We start from the raw sequence: 25,216 nt of genomic DNA, 5'->3' as shown, positions 1-25,216 counted from the left end.
ACGGCAGGTTTAACCGACAGCTGGCCAGGGGGCGGCTGCCTCGCAGCAGTTACGACCGTGGGCTTTGGCGCGGTATAAGGCTTCGTCGGCGCGGCTCAGTAAGGTCTGAACCGAATCACCGCTACCTTCAAACTGACTGATACCAGCCGAGACTGTGATGCGCAGCTGCTGCTCTTCCGGCATGGTGTAAATGCTTTGCAGGGTCAGCTGTTCGCGCAGGCGGTTACCCAGATTCATGGCGTCGGGCAGGCGGGTTTCCGGCAGCAGAACTACAAACTCCTCACCGCCCAGCCGGGCAAAAAAGTCGATTTTACGCAGGCCGCTTTCATAGAAACGGGCAAAAAACTGCAGCACCTGATCGCCGGCGTGATGGCCAAACTGGTCGTTTACCTGTTTGAAGTAGTCAATGTCGAGCAGCATCAGGCACAGCGGATGCTGATAGCGCTGGGCGCGCGCCAGTTCTTCTCCGGCGCGGGCAAAAAAGTGGCGACGGTTGGCGACGCTGGTCAGCACATCGGTATTGGCGACGTCGTTGAGTTCTTCCAGTGCGGTGCGCAGGCGCGCTTCGGTATCTTTCAGTTCGGTGATATTGGTGCCGATAAGGACCAGATGATCATCGATGGTGACCTGGGTAATTTTCAGCCACTCACCGCTAAACAGGTCGGATTCAAAAGTGCGAACCGGGTCCAGACGCTGGCGGCTTTCCACATCGCTGATCCACTGTTCGAAGTCTTCGCTGTCTGTACGGACGCCAAGGCCGTTGTTGTAGGCATTACGCATCAGCTCCCGGTGCGTCAGCCCCGTGGCCTGCTGACGGCTGAGACCGAACACATTAGCCATATTGGCGTTGCAGTAGAGCAGTTGATTGTTGCTGTCGAAGACACCAAAAGCGTTGGGTGTTTCATCCAGCAGGCGGTAAAGAAGGTCGTTGATCTGGCTGTTCATAGAGCAGACCTCTGCGTGTTTGCAGGCGCTGGAGAGCAGTATAGACAACGGCTGACAGCCAGTAATGTCTGGCGTTTATTTGTTCCGTGACAGATGTAGCAGGCCAGGCCCTAGTAACGGTAAAGAATACCGGCGCTGAGTAGCTGATAATTCACCAATGCCGGTGCTTCAGGCGCTTTGCTGCCATCCGGTCCCCAGGATTCACGGCTGCGGTAATTCTGTCCGCTGATGCTGAACTGCAGTGCCTGAGACCAGAGCAGGTCTACACCCAGTTCAAGGGTTATGGCGCCGTAAGCGGATAAACGCGCATCATTACTTTGCGCATTGCCACTGGCGGTACTGGCCAGAGAGTAGAAATCAGCGGCCTGCTGGCGGTAAAGGCGGCTGCCCAGCGTGGCGCGCCAATAGCGTCCGAGGTTCTGATACCAGCGCAGCTCCAGCGTGTGGGAATCCACGCCCCAGCTGTCGTGATAAAAGCGGTAATTCCAGTGAGCCGCACCATCCCAGGGCTTCATAAAAAACCGGTACATCAGGCTCAGGGTCTGGGCATCGCGGTTATCCGGGCGCAGATCGATATTGCGGTATGGGTCGGATAAATAGCCGCTGCTCTGACTGTAGCCCAGGGTCAGTTGCAGCAGTTCGTATTTATTCAGAATCTGGCTGATACCCAGATAACCTTCCTGACGTTTTCGGCTCTGGTCATCCGCCAGTTGGCGGTTGACCGAGAGGCTGCTGTCGCTGGGGTTCAGGCGGTCATCAGACTGGCTGATACCGGCATTGAGGGTCGTCATTCCTGACCAGAGCTCAAGGCTGCCGGCCAGATTCCAGGCCAGCGCCTGATAGTCATTTTCGCCGGAGTAATACAGCCCGCCACCGAGCGTGCTGTTGCTGAAATAACGGGTCAGCTGCAGTTGTGCATCCTGTCTGCTTTCGTCGATGGAGGCGCCGCTCATGATCACTTCGCTCTGACCGCTGCTGTTTTCAAAGGTCTGCAGAGGTGAGGCACCGCTCAGCGTTTCGTAGCTGCCCTGCATATTCAGCAGCCACTGGCCGGCGACGGGGGTTTGCCATTGCAGTTGCTGCACAGAAATCTGATAGCGTTCTGTGGAACCGCTGGCCACCCGGTTAGCAGGCATATCGTTTTCCTGATACTGGCTCACGCGGTATTGCAGCTGTGCTTCCTGTGGCGGTGCAAGTGCATGAACAGGTGCCACTGCGGCCAGAGCCAGAAGTGCGCTTTTAGCTCTGGGTTTCATAAGGTTGCAGTAGTTGCAGGAATTGTTGTTGGGGAAGCGGTTTACTGAACAGGAAACCCTGAACCTCTTCACAGCGGGCAGAAATTAAAAAATCCAGTTGCTCACGGGTTTCTACCCCTTCGGCAATAATGCCCATACCCAGGTTGTGCGCCATGGCAATAATAGTGCGGGTAATCTGAGCATCATCGGAGTTGTCGGGTAAATTCTGAATAAAACTGCGGTCAATTTTCAGGGTATCGACCGGGAACTGCTTCAGGTAATTCAGTGAAGAATAGCCGGTACCGAAATCGTCGATAGCTGTGCGTACACCGAGTTTGCGTAAACCATCGAGTGCTTCCAACGTGTGTTCAATATCATCGATCAGGATGCTTTCGGTCAGCTCCAGTTCCAGCTGGTCGGGGCGTATACCGGCCTTGAAAATAGCGTCTTTTACAATCTGCAGGAAATCGTCCTGTTTAAACTGGCGGGCGGAAACGTTGACGGCGATGCGTTGCAGTTCCAGTCCGTTTTTCTGCCAGTCTGAGAAATGCTGACAAGCCTGTTCCAGCACCCACTGGCCGATAGGAACAATCAGGCCGGTATCTTCAATAATGGGAATAAATAATCCGGGGGATATAAGTCCCTTGGTCGGATGGTTCCAGCGTAATAAAGCTTCGGCAGCGACGGCCGTTCCTGTGCCCGACTGGTATTGCGGCTGGTAATAAAGCTCCAGTTCGTTGCGGTTTAAGGCATGGCGCAGATCGTTTTCCAGCTCCAGCAACTCCACCGCTTTCTGATTCATTTTTTCGTTAAAGAACTGCACGTTGTCACGTCCCAGATCTTTGGCGTGATACATCGCCATATCGGAGTTTTTCAGCAGTTCAATAACACTGACGCCATCATGCGGATAAATAGAAATACCAATGCTGGCGCTGATAAAGACTTCGCGCTGACCAAGAATATAAGGACGGTTTAATGCATGCAGAATGCGCTCGGCCACTTTAACGGCGGTGTCTGCTGCTTTTTCGTTATCCGTCTGCTCGCCAAGAGCAACCGTAAATTCATCCCCACCGATGCGGCAGACCAGATCCTGCTTCTTGGTGCAGTTCCGCAGGCGTTGAGCGACCTGTTTTAATACCTGATCACCGGCCGGGTGTCCCATAGAGTCATTAATCGGTTTAAAACGGTCGAGGTCGATAAATAACAGTGCAACACACTGATCATGGCGTGCAGCGGTTTTCAGCAATACGTCCAGACGTTCATGCATCTGGCTGCGGTTGGGCAGGCCGGTGAGCGGATCGAAATAAGCCAGCTTATGGATGCGTTCTTCAATCACCTTACGTTCGGTGATGTCAGACATAATAATAATCAGACTCTGAACTTCATGGTCGTGGTCGCGGATCGCACTGACGCCGGCCCAGCCGGTACGTATTTCTCCGCTGGCTCGCTGATAAAAAATCTCGCCCTGCCAGTAGCCTTCAGTAACCAGAGCTTCGCCGATTTCTTCAAAGAAGGTGATGCCATGGCGTTCCGGTGAAATAAGAAAATCCGGTGTACGGCCGATGACTTCTTCATTTTTGTAACCGGTAATGGAACTGAAAGCGCGGTTGATATTGGCAATGTTCAGCGTACGGTCGGTAATTAAGATGGCTTCGTTACTGTTGGCAAATACTTCCCCAGCTAACTGTAATTCGCGCTCGATTTTGCGTGCTTCGCCGACATCACGCGAGATGCCGAGCATGCCCTGCAGTTCACCTTTATCATTCCATAACGGGCTGGCCTGCAGCTCGAGTAAAATCTCTTTACCATTTTTACTGGTAGCGACCGCGTCTTTACGGATCATCACATTACGCGATTGGGCATTGGCCGGATCGAGCAGTGCCTGTTGTATCTCGTGGTGCATGGCCCGGAACAGGGTACGGATATCCCGGCGTTTAAAAATAGCACCGACGCCTTCACGTAATAATTCATCCGGTTTATAACCAAGAATACGTTCTACCGACGAGCTGACGAAATTAAAATTCAGATCAATATCGGTGGCCCAGATAACGTCGCTCATATTTTCTGCCAGCAGGCGGTAGCGGCGTTCGGATTCGACAATGCGTTCCTGTTTCTCAATATCGCCGGTTACGTCGCGGGCGGTACCGATATAGCGTACAACTTTACCGTTTTTATCCAGTGCGAACGGGGTATCACGGAATTTGAGAATACGCAGACTGCCGTCGTAGTGGCGGAAACGGGCGGTAGCTTCGCGCGTGGTGCCCATTTCCAGCGTGCGGTTTTTATTCAGAGCAATCGCCAGCTGGCTTTCTTCTTCCGGTTCGGCATAGCGAATCCAGTCGTCAGCTTCAAGTTGCAGATCGGGCGGATAACCCAGCACTTCACCGATTGTGCGGTTGTGGTAAATGACTTTATGAGTGAGTTCCGGAGTCAGCTCAACGACGTAAACCAGATCCGGCATGGCGGCCATCACCTTTGACCAGAAGGCTTCACGCTCACGGGTTTTTTCGTTGGCTTTTTTGCGTTCGGTGACATCCAGAACGGTCATCAGGGCCTGACCCGGAGTGCCGGAGCGCAGGCTGAGGTTGACCCAGAAATCACGCTGCTCGCCGCTGAAGATGCGCAGCGGTAATTCAAATTCGGTGGTGTTCAGTTTCAGATCAACCGCACGTTGCAGAGCAGAGCGCAGTTCGCGACTACCCTGTACCAGTAAGTGGCTGTAATCCTGCAGCAGTTGCTGGCGGTCGCGGGCTTTGGTCATGCGCACGGCGGCATCATTGATATTCACCAGACGGACGCTTTCCAGCTGACCATCAAAGTGAGAGATATCCAGCAGACAATGGGCAACGCCGGCTTCTTCAAACAGGGCTTTATAGCGTGAACGGCTTTCTTCCAGCGCGCTGGTGGCATGTACGGCATCGGTAATATCGCGCAGCAGCCAGACGATGCCGGTAATGCGCCGGCCTTCGTACAGTGGGTTATATCCCTGCTCAAGAATGCGCTGTTCTTCACCAATGCGGACGGTCAGCTGACGGCCGTTATCCTGCAGCAGCTCCAGTTCATCGGCGGTCAGGCCACGGTTCCAGAGCGCCTGTTTGTCAGGCCAGACATCGGCCAGGCTTTCGCCAATAAAGTCGCGCTGACCGTTCTCAATCAGCAGTGCAGCCCCTTTGGGGTTAACGTAGTTGATCAGGCCAAAAGCATCGGTGGAGATCAGGGCATCATCGATTGACATCAGCACCCGGTCGGCGCGTTGTTCGGTCTGACGGCGGATAATTTCCAGCTCGGCGGCACGGCGCTCCTGACGGCGCAGGAATATCCACAGTATGCCGGCCAGTACCGAGAAAGTTGCCAGCACCACCAGGGGAGGATGAATGCGGCTCCATAACTGGGCCCGGGCGTCTTTAGCGACCGGCAGGGCAATAACATCCCAGTGAGTGAAGGGGATGTTGGTACGGTACAGAATCTGTTGTTCTTCGGTTTTAGTCAGCCTGGGCTGATGGGATGAATCGGCGTAGTAGTGTTCACGGATACCAATGGAGTTATCGCGGGTATCCAGCAGCAACATCTCGAAGCCGGGAAATTCGCCATTGTAAATAATGCTCGACAGCTTGCTGTAGGAACGGCGACTGACAAACATATAGTGATGGCCGCTGGGGGCCTGAAAACGGGTGTAAAAGTAATAGCCGCCTTTGCCACCATAGCGCAGGGAAAACATGCCTTTTTCGCCACCCAGGCTCTGGATATTGGCATAGATGTCGCGGGTTTCATCGGCGTGCAGCGGCGCGCCCTGATGCATCAGATAATGGCCATCATCATCAAACAGCACAAAGCCGGTCAGGTTGAAGAAGGATTGCTTCATCTCTTGCCAGAGCCGGACGGCCGCCGTTTCGTTGCCACTGGCCGACTGTTCCAGCAAAGCGGCATAGCCATGGCTGAACATGGTGTTTGCGGCCAGCCCGGCCTGTGCCAGCAGCCCGGATTGCTGGACGTAGTTTTCCAGCGTCAGCGCCACTTCTTTACTGAATGCCTGCTGATCATGGTGCCACTGACGATAGCCGTTACCGGCCAACACCAGTGCCAGAAAGACAAAACTGAGCAGAAACAGCGGGAAGTTAATCAGCGTTGAACGGCGCAGGTCGTCCTGGCCGGCCCGCTGTAACAGGCGAAACAGCATGGTTAATGAATCTTATCTTTATTAATCATCATGGCCGAAGTATAGACAGCTTAAGGTGGGATAGGCGACTTAATATGGCGCTGATGACATTTCTGTGACTTTGCCCGCAGCAAATCGTGTGTACAGGCAGAAAAAGCCCGGAGAACGGCCTGTTATGTTGCCATCGGCGACGCTTTTCAGTAGCTTTGCCGCCATCTGATACGAGGTATTTTTCCATGGCACAGTATGTATTCACCATGAACCGTCTGGGCAAGATTGTTCCGCCCAAACGCCAGATTCTGCGTGATATTTCCCTTTCGTTCTTCCCTGGCGCCAAAATCGGCGTGCTGGGTCTGAATGGTTCCGGTAAATCCACCCTGCTGAAAATTATGGCAGGTCTGGATACCGACATTATTGGTGAGGCACGTCCGCAACCTGATCTGAAAATCGGCTACCTGCCGCAGGAACCGGAGCTTGATCCGGCCAAAGACGTTAAAGGTAACGTCGAAGATGGCCTGCGTGAGCTGATTGATGCCCGCGCAGCACTGGATGCCGTGTATGCCGCTTACGCCGAGCCGGATGCCGACTTCGATGCACTGGCGAAAAAACAGGGGCAGCTGGAAGCCTTTATTGAAGCGGCTGGCGGTCATGATATGGAGCGCCATATGGAAGTCGCCGCCGATGCGCTGCGTCTGCCACCCTGGGACGCCGATGTGACCAAACTGTCCGGTGGTGAGCGCCGCCGCGTGGCATTGTGCCGTCTGCTGATGTCCAAGCCGGATATGCTGTTATTAGACGAACCCACCAACCACCTGGATGCCGAATCCGTGGGCTGGCTGGAGCAGTTCCTGGAAGAGTATCCGGGCACTGTGGTGGCCATTACCCACGACCGTTACTTCCTCGATAACTGTGCGGAATGGATTCTGGAGCTCGATCGTGGCCACGGCATTCCGTATCAGGGCAACTACACCACCTGGCTGGAAGCGAAAGAAAAACGCTTAGAGCAGGAAAAGAAACAGGAAGAAGCACACTCCAAAGCCATCAAACATGAGCTGGAGTGGGTTCGTCAGGGGGCTAAGGGCCGTCAGGCGAAGAGCAAGGCGCGTCTGGCCGCGTTTGAGGAAATGAACTCACGCGAATTCCAGACCCGTAACGAAACCAACGAAATCTACATTCCACCCGGCCCGCGTCTGGGCGATAAGGTGATTGAGTTCCATAACGTTACCAAAGCCTATGGCGACCGGGTGCTGATCGATGACCTGAGCTTTACCGTACCGCCGGGTGCCATCGTCGGCATTATCGGTGGTAACGGTGCCGGTAAATCGACCCTGTTCCGCATGATTGCCGGTACGGAACAGCCGGATTCCGGCTCAGTGGTCATCGGTGAAACCGTGAAGCTGGCCTTTGTTGAACAGCTGCGTGATGAACTGGACGACAAGAAAACCGTATGGGAATCCATTTCTGACGGTCTGGATATGATCAACATTAACGGTAAAGACTACCCAAGCCGCTCTTACATCGGCCGCTTTAACTTCAAAGGCGGCGATCAGCAGAAGCGTGTTGGTGAACTGTCCGGTGGTGAGCGTGGTCGTCTGCAGCTGGCCTATACCCTGAAGCAGGGCGCCAATGTGTTACTGCTGGACGAACCGTCCAACGACCTCGACGTAGAAACCCTGCGTGCGCTGGAAGAAGCGGTACTGGCTTTCCCGGGTGCAGTAATGGTGGTTTCCCACGATCGCTGGTTCCTCGACCGTATTGCCACCCATATTCTGGCTTACGAAGGCGACTCCAAAGTAACTTTCTTTGAAGGTAACTACACCGAGTACGAAGCCGACCGTAAGAAGCGTCTGGGTAACGATGCCGCGCCTAAGCGTATGAAGTACAAGCGTCTGGCGTAAATCGTTGCCGGAAGCCAGCTGCTGTCAGCATCTGGCTTCCGGCGTTCTCTTTCTTTTCTGTCATAAACGTCAGCCTCAGCGGTTTGCGATCTCAGCAATACGGACTAAACCTTTATACATCTGTGGGCATAATGCCCCGGAATATGACAGAGGTAAGTCATGGATTCTCGGCAGTTCAAACGTGTGCATTTCCTTCAGCGGGTTCAGGTTGAAACCGATGGGGAGCGGCTTGAAACCCATTGTCTGGATATCAGTTTGCGTGGTGTGTTACTGGTGCGTCCGGAAAATGTTAACTGGCGCCTGGAGCAGCAACTGGTGGTAACCCTGGTTTTGTCGCCGCAGGAAACCATCGAAATGCGCTGCTCGCTGGTGCATATCGACGATGACGTTGTCGGCTGTGCCTGTGATTCGATGGATCTCGACAGTATGACCGCATTGCGCCGTCTGCTGGAGCTTAATCTGGCCGATCCGCAGGCTGTACACCGCGAGCTGGCCGAACTGGTGCGCCCGAGTCCTGCGGACTAGATCCTTCTCCCGGCGAGCCGGGTGACAAGGTATAGTAACGGCCTGTGATCCTGATCAGGCCGTTTTTTTATGTATTTTCCCATCCTCGAAGGTCAGTCCTTTACCCATTCAACCGGCAAAATTGTCTGTGTCGGACGTAACTATGCTGAACACGCCCGTGAACTGAATAACCCCATTCCCAGCCAGCCGATTCTGTTTATCAAACCCGCTGACGCTGCGGTGTCTATGGCGCCATCGTTCCGTATCCCGCAGGGGCAGGGGTCTGTGCATCACGAACTGGAAATCGCGGTGTTGATTGGTCAGCGCTTATGTCACGCCGCTGAAGATGACGTTCCGGCCGCTATTGCCGGTGTGGGCCTTGGCCTGGATCTGACCCTGCGTGATGTGCAGGACGGACTGAAAGCGAAAGGCCAGCCCTGGGAAATCGCCAAGGGCTTTGATGGTGCCTGTCCGCTGAGTGATTTTGTTGCCGCCTCGCGGGTGGAAGACTGGCAGCAGCTGAGCCTGACTCTGACGCGTAATGGCAAAGTACAACAGCAGGGCAGCAGCGCCGATATGTTGTTCCCATTGCTGCCGCTGATTGCCCATATGAGCCGGATTTTCACGCTGAATCCGGGCGATATCATTATGACCGGTACCCCGGCTGGTGTTGGACCTCTGTTGCCCGGCGATCAGCTGGAAGCCCGTTTGCAGGACTGGCTCAGAGTGCACTGCAGTGTTGAGGAGATGGGCTGATGGCATCCTGTGATATGCCGGGTCTGACGCCGCTGGATCAGGCACTGGAAAGCTTACTGGACGGTATCGAAACACGGAGCGATAAAGAACTCATCAGGCTGGAGGAGGCGCTGGGTCGGGTGCTGGCTGATGATGTCTGCAGCACGCTGAATGTCCCTCCGGCTGACAACTCGGCGATGGATGGTTATGCCGTGCGGGCTGCCGATTTAAGTGCCGGCTGCGAATTAACCCTGCTGGGTAAAAGCATGGCGGGCCATCCCTTCAGCGGCAGCGTTGGTCAGGGGGAGTGTGTCCGTATTATGACCGGTGCACTGCTGCCTGCCGGAGCCGACACCGTGGTCATGCAGGAAAATGCCACCGTGCTGGAAAGCGGCCGGGTACAGTTTCAGGCTGGCGCGCCGCAGGGCGATAACGTGCGCTATTGCGGCGATGATATCCGTGCAGGGCAGGTGATTCTGCATGCCGGGCGGCGTCTGCGTCCGGCGGACGTTGGCCTGCTGGCCAGTATTGGCATTGCCGGGGTCAGTGTGCGGCCGCGACTGAAAGTTGCATTGCTGGCGACCGGTGATGAGCTGGTGATGCCGGGTGAGCCTTTGGCAGATGGGCAGATTTATCAGAGCAACAGCTTTACCGTGGCGTCTGTTGCCAGACGCCTTGGCTGTGACGTGCTGGATCTGGGCAAAGTGGATGACAACCCCGAAGCACTGCGTCAGGCCTTTATTCAGGCCGACCGTCAGGCCGATGTGGTCATTACCTCTGGTGGTGTATCGGTGGGTGAAGCCGACTACACCAAAGATATTCTCGCCGAGCTTGGCGAAATCAGTTTCTGGAAGCTGGCGATTAAACCGGGTAAGCCCTTTGCCAGCGGCCGTCTGCCCAACAGCGTATTTATCGGCTTGCCCGGTAATCCGGTATCGGCACTGGTGACCATGCATCAGCTGGCGGTGCCGATGCTGCGCAAACTGGCCGGTGAAACGCAGACTGCAGCGCTGCGTCTGCCGGCAGTTGCCGCCAGTGTTATCCGCAAAAGTCCGGGACGCACGGACTTCCAGCGTGGTATCTGGCAACTGAATGAACAGGGCCAGATAGTGGTGCGGCCAACCGGTGGGCAAAGCTCCGGTGTGCTCAGCTCGATGAGTCAGGCTAATTGCTACATTGTATTGGAGCAGATGCGTGGCCGGGTGGAAGAAGGTGAGAGCGTTATGATCGAGCCTTTTGATGCTTTACTGGGATAGTGTTGTTCAGCTGCCGATGGAACTCTCATGAGTCGTCTCCGTCCTACGCCGCTTACTGCACTTAACCTGATGAAGAGTAATTTATGATCCCGACAATCCGCCGGGTCGCAGCGACCCCTTTCACAGTGGGCCTGATGGCCTTTGCTGCTTTGAGCGCCATGTTATCGGTATCGGCACCTGCCAGTGCAGATGCTCTGCAACAGCAGGCTCAGGCTGTATTTGGCTCAGGAGAGGCGCCACCACGGCAATCCTCAGCCGTCGAAGCTGCTCTGGGCCGGGTACTGTTCTTTGATACCCGTATTGGTCGCGACGGCACCAATTGCGGTACCTGCCATGAACAGAGCAAAGGCGGTGCCGACGGACGCAAAACCGCGCTGGGAGCATTCGGCCGGCAAGGTAAGCGTAATACACCGACCATTGTCGATATCGTGCCGCAGATCAGCATGCACTGGACCGGTGACCGGGAGTCTCTGGCGGACCAGGCAATACGCGCACTGACGGCACCACCGGCTTACGCTCATGCTTCGGCCGATGAAGCGCTGGCGGTTATTAAGGCCCTGCCAGATCTGAATGAACGCTTTAATGCGCTGTACGACGATGGAGTGACCGCTGCCAACTGGGGGAAAGCACTGAGCGCTTATCAGGAGCATCTGGTAACCACCTCTGCTTTCGACCGCTATCTGCAGGGCGACGCTCAGGCTCTGAACACAGCGCAGAAAGAGGGATTAAAAACCTTTATCAATACCGGCTGTGCAGGCTGTCATAATGGCCGTTTGCTGGGCGGAACTTCTTATCAGAAGTTTGGTATTGTTGCCGACTACACCCAGTATATCGGCTCACAGGAAGACATTGGCCGTATGGCATTTACCGGTAAGGAAAGCGACCGCCGGGTATTCAAAGTGCCACCGTTACGTCATGTGGTACAGACCGCACCTTATTTTCACGATGGTTCTGTGGCAGAGCTGAAGGACGCCATCGACATCATGGCAAAAGTGCAGTTAGGGCGAACGCTGAGTGACGATGATAATCAGGCAATTCAGACCTTCCTGCAGGCGGTTACTGCGCCCATGCCGGCTGAGTTGCAACGGCCATAACCGGACGGCCCCGCTGACAGACAATAAAAAACCCTGCATTGGCAGGGTTTTTTATTGCTCTTATAACCGCCGGGGCGGTTGATCAGAACGGGATATCGTCATCAAAATCGTCAAAGCTGTTGCTTGGCTGTGGTGCGTGCTGCGGCTGTTGCACCGGAGCCTGAGCTGGCTGCTGGTAACCACCCTGATAGGCCGGCTGTTGCGGAGCATGCTGTGGAGCCTGTTGCGGAACATGCTGCGGTGCCTGTTGCGGAGCTTGCTGATAGCCACGCGGAGCCTGAGGTGCGGCCATCGGAGCTTGCTGTGGTGCTGCCTGAGGAGCCTGCTGATAACCCTGTGGTGCGTTCATGCCCATAGGCTGGCTCATTGTCTGCGATGGCGCTGAATAAGACCCCATATTGTCGCCACGGCCATCGAGCATCATCATATCGTTGGCGATGATTTCGGTGGTGTAGCGTTTAACGCCGTCTTTTTCCCATTCGCGGGTACGTAGTTTACCTTCGAAGTAGGCTTTTGAGCCTTTTTTCAGGTATTGCTGAATAATTTCTGCCAGCTTGCCGTATACCGTAATACGGTGCCATTCGGTGGATTCTACTTTCTGGCCGGTCTGTTTGTCGTTGTAGCTTTCGTCGGTGGCCAGTGTCAGATTGGCCACGGCGTTGCCATTCGGCATATAACGAACTTCAGGGTCACGACCCAGAGTACCAATGAGTGTCACTTTGTTAACGCTGCGACCCATGCTCTTCTCCTGTGGAATGAATGATGGCCAATGCCTGTGTTCGATCAAAGGCATCAGCACTGACTTTTAAATAGATTGCGCCTTCACTGGCAAGCAGACTGACTTCCGAGACTCCGGCCAGTGCCATCAATTGTGCAAGTTGTTGTTCGCTGCAGCCATCCGTGCTGTCCAGACGAACACTGGTAAGGTGTTGCGGGGCGGAAGACTGTGACATAAGCAGCACCCAAAGTATCACTAATGCCCCCAGTCCGACAAATAATGCACTGCTGCCGTACTGGCTCATAAGCCAGCCGCCGAGGCTGCCGCCGGCAAAGGCGCCGAGGAACTGCATGCTGGAATAAATGCCCATGGCGCTGCCCTTGGCGCCGGCCGGAGCAATCTTGCTCAGCCAGGATGGCAGGCTGGCCTCCATCAGATTAAAGCCCCAGAAATACAGCAACAGCAGCACAACCCAATGCCACATTTCAGCGGCTGCTGACATACCAAACAGGCTGAGAGCAATAACGCAGGCACCGGTAATCACCACGCTTTTCATCTTGCGGCGCTTCTCGGCGATGATGATAAAGGGCACCATTAATACAAAGGCACTGAGAAGTACCGGTAAATACAGCCAGCTGTGATGCTCTGCCGGTAAATCCAGCTTCAGCAATTGTCCGGGAATGGCGATAAAAATAGCCACCATTAAGGCGTGCAGCAGGAATATCCCCAGATTGAGCGGCCATAGCTGGGTATTACGCAGCTGAACACCGACTTCGCTCAGTACCGCCGAGGCATCGCGATGGGGCAAAACGGGTGGTGTTGGAATAACAAACAGCGTTACCAGAATGCCCAGCAGGGCAAGTACGCCGGTCAGGCCAAAAATCAGGCTCAGACCGCCTAATCCGGCAAGCCATGGTCCCAGTACCAATGCGACAGAAAAAGACAGGCCGATGCTGGCGCCAATAGACGCCATCGCTTTCATGCGGTTCTCTTCGCGGGTCAGATCCGTAACCAGTGCCATAATCGCACTGGCAATGGCGCCACCACCCTGCAGCGCGCGGCCAAGAATAACACCGTACACGCTGTCGGCGCTGGCGGCGATCAGACTGCCAAGAGCAAAAATCAGCAGGCCACCGATAATAATAGGTTTACGGCCAAAGCGGTCCGACAGGGTTCCGGCGGGAATCTGCAACAGCGCCTGAGTGAGGCCATAGACCCCCATCGCCAGACCAAGCAGTTGTGGCGTAGCGCCATCGAGCTTCTGTCCTTCGATCATCATCACCGGCAGCACCATAAACAGCCCCAGCATACGCAGGGCATAGAGTGACGCGAGGGAGACGACTGCACGCTGTTCGACGGCAGAAATGCCGCTGTGCTCAGTTTCTGGAGAGGTAGAACTCGACATACTCACTGGTATTCCGGTTGGTACAGCTAAAAAGTGCGCCAGTTTAACAGTAATGCCGTCTGTGGATTAAGTCTTAAGCACGGTTATCTGCAGATTACTTGTTTACGGTGGCTCCGGACAGATCCGGGAATGGTACGGAAGTTCTTCAAAAAGCCGTGGGTCAATCCGTAAAACTACGAAAAAAAGTCATGCTCAAGTGGCAATTTGCATTGGATTGCGTACACTCTTAGCACTGGTTTTGGAAGACCGGTTAAGGATCAGCAACAGGCATAAAGGAGTTATGTTATGGATCGTCAGGCAAGCCTCCCAGGTCGTCGCATTATCTTATTCGGCCAACAAAATCTGCAGAATTCCATTCTCATTGGTTACATTCACCAGCGTACAAATATCGACTGCCAGCTGGTCAGTGTGCCGGAATGGCGTGAAGACTGGAATCGTTACCCCTGTAAAACGCTTGTGCTGGTTGACGCTGAATGCGCACGCCCGGAAAAACTGCATGATTTACTGGAGCAGGTGTACGAGCAGCCGGTGGATATCAAGGTGGCTTTCTTCAATACTCCGCATAACCATCCGGTTGAACGCCTGATGGCCTGGCCAATGGTCAATGGTCTGTTCTATCGTGAGTGTTCACAACAACAGCTGAGTAAAGGCATTGTTGGCCTGTTTGAAGGCGAATACTGGCTGCCGCGCCAGCTGGTGGGGCAGTATCTGGAACGCACCCGCCATAAGCCGCGTAAAATGACCACCACCACCACGGTACTGACCAAGCGCGAGAAGCAGATCCTGCGTTTAACTGCGACTGGCGCGACTAATATCGAAATTGCGGACAAGCTCAACGTCAGCATGCATACAGTTAAAACCCATATTTATAACCTGTTCAAAAAGATTGGTGCGGGCAACCGTATTCAGGCTGTGAACTGGGCTAAAGAGTATATGGAAGAGCTGTTGCACGAATCAGTTGAATAAGCGGCTGAACTCAACCTCTGCCTGAACTACAATGGCGGCTTTTCTCTGATGTGATGAGCCGTCTATGGATAAGATTCAGGTGAGAGGGGCCCGTACCCACAATCTCAAGAATATCGATCTGGATATTCCCCGTGACAAGCTGGTTGTTATTACGGGGCTGAGTGGCTCGGGCAAATCCTCTCTGGCATTTGATACGCTCTACGCCGAAGGCCAGCGCCGTTACGTTGAGTCTCTGTCGACCTATGCCCGTCAGTTCCTGTCGATGATGGAAAAGCCCGATGTTGATCTGATTGAAGGTCTGTCACCGGCTATCTCCATCGAACAGAAGTCCACTTCACACAACCCCCGCTCGACCGTTGGTACGGTTACCGAAATCTACGATTACCTGCGTTTGCTGTTTGCCCGTGTCGGTGTGCCGCGTTGCCCTGATCACGAAGTTGCGCTGGAAGCTCAGACTGTCAGTCAGATGGTCGACAGCATTATGGATCTGCCGGATGACAGTAAGCATATGATTCTGGCGCCGGTGGTGCGTGACCGTAAAGGTGAGCATCTGCACGTATTCGACAGCCTGCGTTCACAGGGTTTTATCCGCGTACGGGTGAATGGTCTGGTGTGCGACCTGGACGATACGCCGGAGCTGGATAAACGCCGTAAGCACAGCGTAGAAGTTGTGGTTGACCGCTTTAAGGTGAAAGAAGGTATTGAACAGCGTTTGTCAGAGTCGCTGGAAACCTGTCTGGAGCTGAGCGGTGGCCTGGCTCTTGTGGCCTCGATGGATGACGATAAAGCCGAGCCTCTGCTGTTTTCGTCACAATTTTCCTGTCCGCATTGTGGTTATAGCTTATCCGAGCTGGAACCGCGTCTGTTCTCCTTTAACAATCCGGCCGGTGCCTGTACCAGCTGTGATGGTCTGGGGGTAAAACAGTATTTTGATCCGGAGCTGGTGGTGCACGATCAGAATCTGAGCATTGGCGAAGGTGCGATCCGCGGCTGGGACAGACGCAGCATTTACTATTATCAGATGCTTAGCTCGGTGGCTGAGCACTATGGTTTTGATATTGAGAAAAACTTCGGCAAATTAACCGCTAAACAACGCGATCTGCTGCTCTACGGCAGTGGCGATGAAGCGGTGAATTTTAATTACGTCAATTCCCGTGGTGACCAGATTATCAAGGCGCATCCTTTTGAAGGTGTGCTGCCAAATCTCGAACGTCGCTACCGCGAAACCGATTCGCAGATGGTGCGCGAAGAACTGAGTAAATATCTCAGTGTACAGCCATGCCCATCCTGTGAAGGCTCACGTCTGCGGGTTGAAGCACGTAATGTGTTTGTCGGCGATAAAACCATTCATGCCTGTACAGCGATGCCGGTTGAGCAGGCGTTTGATTATTTTACGGAGCTTCACCTGGCTGGCCATCGTGGTGAAATTGCCGAAAAGATCCTGAAAGAAATCCGCGAGCGCCTGCGTTTTCTGGTTAACGTCGGACTCGAATATCTGACACTGAACCGCAGCTCGGATACGTTATCCGGTGGTGAAGCGCAGCGTATCCGTCTGGCGTCGCAGATTGGTGCCGGTCTTGTTGGCGTTATGTATATTCTCGATGAACCTTCTATTGGTCTGCATCAGCGTGATAACGACCGTCTGCTGAAGACCCTGTTTCACCTGCGCGATCTGGGAAATACCGTACTGGTGGTTGAACACGATGAAGATGCCATCCGCAGCGCCGATCATTTAATTGATATCGGTCCGGGTGCTGGTGTGCATGGTGGCGAAGTGATTGCACAGGGCACGCCGGAGCAGGTGTTTGCTAATCCGAACTCGGTTACCGGACAGTTCTTATCCGGCAAGCGTTCTATCCATGTACCGGAAAAACGTACGCCTTATGATCAGAATAAAGTTCTGCAGTTAAAAGGCGCCCGTGGTAATAACCTGAATAATGTCGACCTGACCATTCCGCTGGGACTGATGACCTGCGTGACCGGCGTATCGGGCTCAGGTAAATCCACTCTGATTAACCGCACATTATTCCCGCTGGCTTCAACAGCGTTAAATGGTGCCACGACCCTGAAAGCGGCTGAGTACGATTCGATCGTTGGCCTGAAGCAGCTGGATAAAGTCGTCGATATTGATCAGAGCCCGATCGGACGGACACCACGTTCCAACCCGGCAACCTACACCGGTATTTTTACCCCGGTACGGGAATTATTTGCCGGTACGCAGGAATCCCGTTCCCGTGGCTATAAAGCCGGACGTTTTTCATTCAACGTGAAAGGTGGCCGTTGTGAAGCCTGTCAGGGTGACGGTGTTATTAAAGTAGAAATGCACTTTCTGGCTGATATCTACGTTCCCTGTGATATCTGTAAAGGCAAGCGCTACAACCGCGAGACGCTGGATATCCGTTATAAAGGTAAAAATATCCACGAAGTGCTGGATATGACGGTTGAAGATGCACGTGAATTCTTCGACGCTATTCCGGCAGTGGCGCGTAAATTACAGACGCTGATGGATGTTGGCCTGAGTTATATCCGCCTTGGCCAGGCAGCGACAACCTTGTCTGGTGGTGAAGCTCAGCGGGTAAAACTGGCGAAGGAATTATCGAAACGCGATACCGGTAAAACGCTGTATATTCTGGATGAGCCGACCACCGGCCTGCACTTCCATGATATCGAGCAGCTGCTGGCAGTATTGCATCGCCTGCGCGATGATGGCAATACCATTGTGGTGATTGAGCATAATCTGGATGTGATTAAAACCGCCGACTGGATTGTTGATCTTGGCCCTGAAGGTGGTTCCAAAGGTGGTTATATTATTGCCGAAGGAACGCCGGAAGAGGTGGTGAAGAATAAAGCCTCACACACCGGTCACTTTCTTAAATCGTTGCTTAAACCGCGGAAAAAATGAGCTCAGAGTTTGTTCAGAAACGCCGGCACTGTGAACAGTGCCGGCGTCCTCTGTCGGTTTGTCTGTGTCCGTACATCCACGTTTTGTCCAGTCCGGTAGAACTGATTATCTGGCAGGATCCTACCGAGGCGCGTCATCCTTTATCAACAGCACCCTTACTGCATAAAAGCATTGCCGGCAGTCGTTTGCTGGTGGCTGATTGTCTGCAACCACAGGATATTTTTGCTGCAGGTGAGCAGAGTACAACAGCGCTGCTGTATCCGTTTACACATAAACCTGCATTGGCAGAAAACGCGCGTATTCACATTCGGCAATTACTGATATTGGATGGAACCTGGCGTAAAGTCCGGCGTTTATTGCACCTGAATCCCTGGCTGAATGATTTACCTCATATTGTTTTAACACCACAACAACCCAGTGGTTATGCAATACGTGCATCACAGCAACGTGGTGGGTTGTCGACTATTGAGGCCGGTGTCAGTGCATTGCAATGGCTTGATCCGTCGCAGGATTATCAGCCTGTTTTACGGGTATTGAACAGAATGGTCGAAGTTCAGCAGGGTTTCGGTCATAAGGGCTGAAAGTGCAGCGAATATTCCTGGTTTTTATTTACGGACATAAAAAAGGCGCCGAAGCGCCTTTTTAGTGTCTTTAACTTCTGAATAAAATCAGAATTTAAAGACAACCTTAACCGAGCTATCCACGACAGATGAGTCGACATAACCGATAAGGTTAGGGTTTTTAGCGACCAGATTTTTGATGTCGGCATCTGAGCCAGATTCTTTTGGCGGAGTACCTTTACCGGTAAAGATCAGTCGTGACCAGTAGGCTTTTAACTGGCTGGAGCTTTTGCCCAGCACTTTATCGTTAAAGGCTTCACGGCTGGCAGAACCTTCGTTCTGATCGACGGGAATCGCCTGGCTGCCATCGGGGAAGTTCGACGTCTTTCCCAGAAAAACCCGTGAAATGGTATCCTGATCCAGTGCAGAGTTGGCGTTGGAAGCACTGACAATCACAGCAACTTCGGCATTGGCCAGAGCAGTGACAAAGAACGTCATGGCAATGGCAAGTCGGGAGATCACTTTAAACATATTCATATACTCTCTCCTTAAAATACCAGACTCATACCGACATTGTAGAGCAGGCCGGATTCACCTTTTGCACCATTAACCAGTTCTTCGTCATGCTGTTGAATATCGACTTTAAACGCTGTACTGCTGTCGTAGTCATAACGCATCCCGAGGATAATACTGTTTTCTTTGGACTCTGCATTTTTCTGGACCTGACCGACAACACCAGACTCAAGATCATCTTCTGCAACGGTATAGGTCAGGTGCACTGTTGCATCACCGAAGCGCTGGGCAGCACTGATCAGATAGGCGCTGTCATCGTTGAGTAATGCGGTGGTCTGGTCCAATGCAGTCCATTCAGCAATTACCGCAGTACTGCCGTTATCGTATGACACGGATGCCTGATAGAACTTGGCTTTATCTTCATCGGCAGTGAACTCATCACCGACGCCAGCAAGAGCACCGCCTGCTGCAAGGTTATCCAGTGCACGACCACCAGTAGGATCTACATCTAAAGTCAGATCTGCCTGGTGATAACTCAGACGGGCACCGAAATCACCGGAATTCAGACTGAAAACCAAGCCCGCTGCACGGCGCAGCTCAATGTTGTAGGTGTCACCACTCAGCGTAAAGTCATCGTTGTAGCGGCCGGTATAAGCCTGTACCGATCCGTCCATACCAGCGATGGCAAAACGGTGCGTTACATCAACGCCACTGATCGATGAAAACGCATCCAGACGGTAGACAATTGAAGGCGGACGCACCCAGTTGTAGGCATAACCGACTTCAAGAAAATCCGAATAATAGAAGAATGGGGTACGCAGACGACCCATACGGATGTCGGTATTTTCATTGGCTGCGTAAGTAACATATGCCCAGGATGCTTCAGTGCTGTAGTTATCGCTGCCGCGGGATATTAACTGGACGGTGGCTGATGTTGTGTCGTTGACCTGCTTGGACATCTGCAGCCCAACCACTGTGCCGACATCGAATGAAACGCCGTCATCGTAACCATCCAGTGAAATATCTTCGGTGGACAGATTGCCGGCGGTTACATTCATGAAGCCATTAATATTTAAATCGTCAGAAAAAGCAGCGGGGCTGCAGGCCAGCAGCACTGCCGCTGCCAGGCCAGATTTGCGAAGAACCATGGATAGTATCCTCTACTGTTGGTTTCACAGATAACCTTAGTAGAGGTCTGGAATAGTTCAAATTGGCAATGTTTTTATTTTCTTTTGTGTTTTGGGGAATAAAAGATCTTCAGGCATTTTCTGTCATTGCGGTGATATGTTTGATCTGCCGCTGAATTAACAATTGGTTCTTTTCGGCCAGACTGTTAAGCCAATAGCTGGCCTGCTCACGTCCGTGTAAATCGGATACCATCGGCCCTTCTTCCCAGGCAATACCTGCATCCTGAGGGATATGGCTGAGCAGCTCCTGACTGACCAGCAGGCGACGTTCTTCACCACTGGTAGCAAGGTGGGAAGCCCAGTGCACTGTATCGCCGATCAGGCTGCACTGGATTTGCTCATCATCACTTAATGGTGCCATCAGTACCGGGCCCCAGTGGGCTGCAACGCGGAATTCGACCGGCAGTGTTTTGCTGTCGTGATCGCGAAGATGAGCGATCAGGCCGAGGAATAATTGCGCGGCATAAAGGCAGTGCAGGGCTTCATTACCGTGTCCTGATTGTGGGTCGCGTGACATACCGAACAGCATGACAACACCATCTCCCAGATAACGATCCAGCTTGCCGTTATAAAGTTTGGCCGCATGGGACAAAAGCCGGTGATATTGGTTGAGGGTTTTACTCAGTTGCTCAGCACTCAGACGATTCTGCAAAATTTCGAGATCCTGAATCTCAATAAACAACAGTGCGCATTCATGGTAACGCAGCAGCTCACCTGTGGCCGGCGGAGCAGAAATAAAACGTCCCAGCGCTTCCTGCATCGCACGTTGCTGTTGCTCTTTAATAGCAATGTTATTCAGGGTGCTGTGCAGCTGTTTCAGGTCGGACAAAAGCGGTGGTGGTGGCAGGTGCAGAAGGTCTTTGCCTTCCTGCCAGTTAGACAGGCGTTGTTGTAACTGGCGTAAATAATGGAGATAGCGTTCGCTCAGCTGATACACGATAAGAGCTGCCAGCAGTGCTGCCAATGCGCTGGCAATTAATCCGAGAGCAAAATAGCGGCGGGCAGTTTGTTCCGCGCTGCTGAGATTGATGTCGGCGCGCAGTAGCCCAATGGACAGATTGTCCTGAGTAACCGGTTGGCTGATCTCAATGCTGTCCGGTGATGGCCGGCCACTTTCGGCGATGACCTGCTGGCTGGCATTGAGTACACGGATGGCATCGATTTCGGGTCCCTTACTCCAGTCGCTCAGGGTAAGGCTGATACTGATGCGGTCCTGACGCAGCAGGCTGGGTGCGAGGGCAACGGTCAGACGCTGTAACTGGCGCTGTGCATCCTGACGCAGCTTGGCCGACAGCTGGGTTTCCAGATGGGTGTAGGTCAGGCTGCTGATCAACAGGCCTGTCAGTAAAATCAGAAAGGCTGCGAGCAGGCCGCAAATTTGACTTGTATTCAACTTTTGCCCAATCAGGCTGGCGATCCGCATCACATTACTCAAACAAACGAAGATTTCCTCAACATTGGTGGTATTATATGCGCCGCCTGCAGTAACGCTAGGGCGAAACGGCAATTGTCAGTCCTCTTATTTTGAGGACAGCGGATGATCATCCGGCATGCTGTAAACCGAATTTATAATTTTGATGAATGGGGATTCACCATGAGCGACGTGAAACAGTCTCTGCAAGATAAGCTGCAACAACTGGAAAAAGGTCTGTACCTGATGAGCGTTGACCGCGTACGCGCGCTGTCTGTACATGAAACCGTTGAGCTGATCGAAGAGCTGCGTGCGGTTGTTGCTGCTGCCAAAGCTGACGCCGGCAAACTGTAATTGCATCAAACTGATCTGCCTGCAGGTGTAACGTCCGTGACTGAATTGGTTCTAATCCGAGTGACTGGGGCCGATAAGCCCGGGTTAACCTCAAGCATCAGCGCCATTCTGGCGCAATATGATGTCACCATTCTTGATATTGGCCAGGCCGAAATCCACGACACTCTGTCGCTGGGCATCCTGGCCGCCATTCCTTCCCGTGCCGAATCGGCACCGGTATTAAAAGATGTGCTCTTTAAGGCTCACGAGCTGGGCCTGTCTGTCCGTTTTACGCCGGTTACACCGGAAAGCTACGAGCATTGGGTTAATGGTCAGGGCAAGCCGCGTCATATTATTACGCTGCTGGCCCGTGCCATTGAAGCCGATGCTATTGCCCGTATTACGGCGATCGTGGCTGAGCATGGTCTGAATATTGATCAGATTAACCGTCTGTCCGGGCGTGTTCCTCTGGTGCAGACTGAGCAGAACACCCGTGCCTGCGTGGAATTTTCCGTGCGTGGAGATGCTGAACAAAGCGTGATGCGCGCTCAGTTTCTGCAGGTTGCCAATGAACTGGGCGTGGATATCGCCTTCCAGGAAGACAACGTTTACCGTCGTACCCGTCGTCTGGTTTGCTTCGATATGGATTCAACCCTGATTGAAGCAGAAGTGATTGATGAGCTGGCCCGGGCGGCCGGTGTGGGTGAGCAGGTGGCGGAAATCACCGAGCGCGCCATGCAAGGGGAACTGGACTTTATCCAGAGCTTCGAACAGCGTGTGGCGCTGCTCAAAGGCCTGAGTGGCGATGTGCTGCAGGGAATTGCCGAACAACTGCCGGTTACCGAAGGCGCTGAACGCCTGATCCGTAATCTGAAAGCGCTGGGTTATAAAACCGCCATTCTGTCGGGGGGTTTTAATTACTTTGGCCGTTATCTGCAGGACAAGCTGGGCATCGATTATGTGTATGCCAACGAGCTGGAAATGGAAGATGGTGTAGTCACCGGCCGGGTGACCGGGCGTGTGGTGGATGGTCAGCGTAAGGCCGAGTTACTGCGTGAGCTGGCTGAGAAAGAAGGCATTCGTCTGGAGCAGACCATCGCTGTCGGCGACGGTGCAAACGATCTGCCGATGCTCAGCATTGCTGGTCTTGGCATTGCTTTCCGCGCCAAACCTCTGGTGCGGGAAAACGCTAAGAATGCGATTTCGACACTTGGGCTGGATGGTATTCTGTACCTGCTGGGCTATCGCGACCGCGATATTCTTGAGTAAAACATTCCGCAACAGCCACAAAAAAGCCCGGCTCAGTATCATGGTACTTGCCGGGCTTTTTTGTGACTCAGTGATTACTCCTCATTTTCGTCACTGAAGTTGTAGCTCATTGCGCTCTGTGGTGGCTGAACGTAGTAGCCCTGAATAAAGTGAACCCCCAGCTGCCAGAGTGAAGCAACCGAGTTTGCGCTTTCAACCAATGGCACAATGGTGCGTTTTTCTTCTTCGTGCAGACCTTCAAGCAGGGCTTTCAGGTGTTTCTGCGCTTCAGGGTTTTGTCCCAGCTCCTGAGTAAAGGAGCCATCGACTTTAACGTAATCAACCGCGAGGTGTTTCAGGGTCTGCATCGGATTCAGCGCGCAGCCGAAACGGCTGAGTGCCGCCGGAATGCCTTTTTCCATCAGCGAGTGGCTGAATTGCTGAGTTTGTTTCAGCAGACGGCTGGCGTCTTCTTCATTGAACTGGAAGATCACCGAACCTTTTGGCAGCTTGGCGGCGTTGATTGCGACACCAATCCAGCCGGGCAGAGTGTCATCGGCCAGGGATGCGGCTGACAGGTTGATAAACATCCGGGTGTTATGCCCCTTCGCCCGATGTTCACCCAGTAATTTAGTGGTGTGCAGAATAACCCAGCGGTCAATCTTGCGCTTCAGATCATCGCTGATATCAGTGTTGTTCAGGAAATCACCGCCAGACAACTCATCGCCATTCGGATGATGCAGACGCAGTAAGGTTTCATAGTGTTCGGTTTCTTCGCCGCGCAGGCTGATCATCGGCTGGAACAGCAGGCGGAAGCTGTTATTGCGGATGGCGTCAGTCAGCGTTTGCTGCAGGTTGCTGCTCTGTTGCGGCTCGTCCATTTCTTTTGGCAGGAAGAGATGAACGCCATTGCCACGCTCATGGCCAGCCTGCTTACGCACATCATCGGATGCATGATGCGATTGCTGCAGAATATCTTCCGGCCGTGAACTGTTTTCGGTAATCAGTGACAGGCCGATACTGGCGGTCACTGTAACGGTGCGGTTGCCGATATCAATTAAGAGATGCTCAATCTTATCGCGCAGGCGCTCGCCAAACTGCAGTGCGGATTCGGCATCGGCGCCCATACGCATGCAGGTGAAAATATCCTCACCAATACGGGCCAGTACGTCTTTCTCATTGATCTGTGCTTTGAGGCAGTTACCAATTTCACTGATCACGGTATCGGCGTTGCTGATGCCAATTTCACTTTTGATTTTGCCGAAATGGTCAATGTTGATATACAGCACTGCACCTTTAGCACCTTTTAATACAGCGCTGTCGACGGCTTCTTCCAGACGGGCATTGAAGTAGGGCTTGTTGTACAAGCCTGTCATCAGATCACGGCTGCTGATTTCTTTCAGTTTGGCTTCCAGCTCGCTGTTATCGGCATTAGTGCGGATAACGACCTGAGTACAGCGTTCATCACCATAAGTGGCCGCAGAGAAGGTCATCAGCATCGGAAAGGTGTGGCCCTTGTCGTTGATGCCGGTGGTTTTCAGCTCCTGACTGCTGCCCTGTTCGGCATGATAGGTTTTCAGAAAGCTTTTAAATCCGGCCTGACCTGAGCTGTCGACCATATCCATGATCGGCATTCCTTCCAGCTCTTCTACTGACGCATAACCAAAGAGTTCGAGATATGCCTGATTGGCGTATACGTGCATACCATCGTGAATATAGGCCACCGCATCTTTTGAACTTTCGAGCAGATTCTGGCAGCGCTTTTCGGCATCACGGATACGAACTTCCAGTGTCCGCAGTTCACGACGGGTGCGCAAATGGCGTAATTCCCGCTGGATAACCAGCAGCAGCAGATTGCTTTCGTCAATGGGAACCACGGTACAGGCGCCACGTTTGATGGCCGCTTCCATAATCATGGCATCGACATCTTCAGTGATCAGAATGACGGGCAGGTCTTTATTCAGTCGCTTGATCTGCTTCAGCAAATCATCATAACTGATGCCATTAACGTCTGGCTGAGCAACCAGAAGATCCCAGGATTTTTCCTGAAGCTGTTCGTTCAGGTCTGCCAGTGAGGTAATCTGATGCGCCCGGGTGGCGCTGCCGGAATTACGCATCAGACTCACCAGGCTTTCGGCATCATTCTGGGT

At 53.2% G+C, this 25,216-nt stretch carries 19 protein-coding genes; 10 read left to right on the top strand and 9 right to left on the bottom strand.

Going from position 1 to position 25,216, the window contains the following annotated elements:
• Nucleotides 1-9: 9 nt before the first annotated feature.
• The 3 genes from LGT44_RS12380 to LGT44_RS12370 form a co-directional block, all read right to left on the bottom strand.
• Nucleotides 10-945 (bottom strand): sensor domain-containing diguanylate cyclase, encoded by a 936-nt coding sequence (locus LGT44_RS12380; protein WP_230332605.1) that lies wholly within the window; start codon nucleotides 943-945, stop codon nucleotides 10-12.
• A 110-nt stretch (nucleotides 946-1,055) separates the two neighbouring features.
• A complete protein-coding gene (locus LGT44_RS12375) occupies nucleotides 1,056-2,201 on the bottom strand; it encodes a DUF3570 domain-containing protein (RefSeq protein ID WP_230332606.1) in 1,146 nt (381 codons plus the stop codon).
• Nucleotides 2,185-6,357: a sensor domain-containing protein gene (locus LGT44_RS12370; RefSeq protein ID WP_230332607.1), complete on the bottom strand. Its 4,173-nt coding sequence runs from the start codon at nucleotides 6,355-6,357 to the stop codon at nucleotides 2,185-2,187. The genes LGT44_RS12375 and LGT44_RS12370 overlap by 17 nt, the downstream gene beginning before the upstream one ends.
• A gap of 215 nt (nucleotides 6,358-6,572) precedes the next feature.
• On the opposite strand from LGT44_RS12370, the gene ettA reads away from it, so the two are divergent.
• The 5 genes from ettA to LGT44_RS12345 all read left to right on the top strand — a co-directional run bounded on the left by ettA (nucleotide 6,573) and on the right by LGT44_RS12345 (nucleotide 11,823).
• Complete coding sequence (ettA, locus tag LGT44_RS12365; protein WP_145469897.1) at nucleotides 6,573-8,234, top strand: energy-dependent translational throttle protein EttA; 1,662 nt, start codon at nucleotides 6,573-6,575, stop codon at nucleotides 8,232-8,234.
• Between the two features lie 159 nt (nucleotides 8,235-8,393).
• The gene (locus LGT44_RS12360) at nucleotides 8,394-8,759 is read left to right on the top strand and encodes a PilZ domain-containing protein (protein ID WP_145469896.1); all 366 of its coding nucleotides are present in this window, start codon (nucleotides 8,394-8,396) and stop codon (nucleotides 8,757-8,759) included.
• A 69-nt stretch (nucleotides 8,760-8,828) separates the two neighbouring features.
• Nucleotides 8,829-9,494 (top strand): fumarylacetoacetate hydrolase family protein, encoded by a 666-nt coding sequence (locus tag LGT44_RS12355; RefSeq protein ID WP_230332608.1) that lies wholly within the window; start codon nucleotides 8,829-8,831, stop codon nucleotides 9,492-9,494.
• A complete protein-coding gene (gene moeA / locus LGT44_RS12350; protein ID WP_230332609.1) occupies nucleotides 9,494-10,729 on the top strand; it encodes a molybdopterin molybdotransferase MoeA in 1,236 nt (411 codons plus the stop codon). Before LGT44_RS12355 ends, moeA begins: the two co-directional genes overlap by 1 nt.
• A gap of 83 nt (nucleotides 10,730-10,812) precedes the next feature.
• Nucleotides 10,813-11,823: a cytochrome-c peroxidase gene (locus tag LGT44_RS12345; RefSeq protein WP_230332610.1), complete on the top strand. Its 1,011-nt coding sequence runs from the start codon at nucleotides 10,813-10,815 to the stop codon at nucleotides 11,821-11,823.
• Nucleotides 11,824-11,905: 82 nt separating this feature from the next.
• On the opposite strand, the gene ssb is transcribed toward LGT44_RS12345, so the two are convergent.
• Nucleotides 11,906-12,562, bottom strand: coding sequence for a single-stranded DNA-binding protein (gene ssb, locus LGT44_RS12340; RefSeq protein WP_225692100.1), 657 nt, complete (start codon nucleotides 12,560-12,562; stop codon nucleotides 11,906-11,908).
• On the bottom strand, nucleotides 12,546-13,946 hold the full coding sequence (locus LGT44_RS12335) for an MFS transporter (RefSeq protein ID WP_225692101.1): 1,401 nt from the start codon (nucleotides 13,944-13,946) through the stop codon (nucleotides 12,546-12,548). Before LGT44_RS12335 ends, ssb begins: the two co-directional genes overlap by 17 nt.
• A gap of 285 nt (nucleotides 13,947-14,231) precedes the next feature.
• Between LGT44_RS12335 and LGT44_RS12330 the strand changes: the two genes are divergently transcribed.
• The 3 genes from LGT44_RS12330 (at nucleotide 14,232) to LGT44_RS12320 (ending at nucleotide 18,395) form a co-directional block, all read left to right on the top strand.
• Nucleotides 14,232-14,912, top strand: a complete 681-nt coding sequence (locus LGT44_RS12330; protein ID WP_145469890.1) for a LuxR C-terminal-related transcriptional regulator — start codon at nucleotides 14,232-14,234, stop codon at nucleotides 14,910-14,912.
• Between the two features lie 64 nt (nucleotides 14,913-14,976).
• Nucleotides 14,977-17,814 carry an excinuclease ABC subunit UvrA gene (gene uvrA / locus LGT44_RS12325; protein ID WP_230332611.1) on the top strand — a complete coding sequence of 946 codons (2,838 nt, stop codon included), beginning with the start codon at nucleotides 14,977-14,979 and terminating at the stop codon, nucleotides 17,812-17,814.
• Nucleotides 17,811-18,395 carry a tRNA-uridine aminocarboxypropyltransferase gene (locus tag LGT44_RS12320; protein WP_230332612.1) on the top strand — a complete coding sequence of 195 codons (585 nt, stop codon included), beginning with the start codon at nucleotides 17,811-17,813 and terminating at the stop codon, nucleotides 18,393-18,395. Before uvrA ends, LGT44_RS12320 begins: the two co-directional genes overlap by 4 nt.
• A gap of 87 nt (nucleotides 18,396-18,482) precedes the next feature.
• On the opposite strand, the gene LGT44_RS12315 is transcribed toward LGT44_RS12320, so the two are convergent.
• The 3 genes from LGT44_RS12315 to LGT44_RS12305 all read right to left on the bottom strand — a co-directional run bounded on the left by LGT44_RS12315 (nucleotide 18,483) and on the right by LGT44_RS12305 (nucleotide 21,407).
• A complete protein-coding gene (locus LGT44_RS12315) occupies nucleotides 18,483-18,911 on the bottom strand; it encodes a type 2 periplasmic-binding domain-containing protein (RefSeq protein ID WP_225692104.1) in 429 nt (142 codons plus the stop codon).
• Nucleotides 18,912-18,922: 11 nt separating this feature from the next.
• A complete protein-coding gene (locus tag LGT44_RS12310; protein WP_230332613.1) occupies nucleotides 18,923-20,035 on the bottom strand; it encodes a porin in 1,113 nt (370 codons plus the stop codon).
• Between the two features lie 109 nt (nucleotides 20,036-20,144).
• Entirely contained in the window at nucleotides 20,145-21,407 is a 1,263-nt protein-coding gene (locus tag LGT44_RS12305) for an adenylate/guanylate cyclase domain-containing protein (protein ID WP_230332614.1), read from the bottom strand.
• 261 nt (nucleotides 21,408-21,668) lie between these two features.
• Between LGT44_RS12305 and LGT44_RS12300 the strand changes: the two genes are divergently transcribed.
• Together LGT44_RS12300 and serB are read left to right on the top strand one after the other, a co-directional pair.
• Nucleotides 21,669-21,839, top strand: coding sequence for a hypothetical protein (locus LGT44_RS12300; protein WP_186435978.1), 171 nt, complete (start codon nucleotides 21,669-21,671; stop codon nucleotides 21,837-21,839).
• A gap of 36 nt (nucleotides 21,840-21,875) precedes the next feature.
• Nucleotides 21,876-23,087 (top strand): phosphoserine phosphatase SerB, encoded by a 1,212-nt coding sequence (gene serB / locus LGT44_RS12295; RefSeq protein WP_145469885.1) that lies wholly within the window; start codon nucleotides 21,876-21,878, stop codon nucleotides 23,085-23,087.
• A 74-nt stretch (nucleotides 23,088-23,161) separates the two neighbouring features.
• On the opposite strand, the gene LGT44_RS12290 is transcribed toward serB, so the two are convergent.
• Nucleotides 23,162-25,216 (bottom strand): EAL domain-containing response regulator (locus tag LGT44_RS12290; RefSeq protein ID WP_230333619.1); only part of this gene is annotated, 2,055 nt, incomplete at its 5' end.

The organism is Thalassolituus alkanivorans (assembly GCF_020447205.1).
Classification (GTDB): Bacteria; Pseudomonadota; Gammaproteobacteria; order Pseudomonadales; family Oceanobacteraceae; genus Venatoribacter; species Venatoribacter alkanivorans.
The sequence above is the reverse complement of the archived record's forward strand: the minus strand, read 5'-3'. Positions and strand labels throughout refer to the sequence as shown.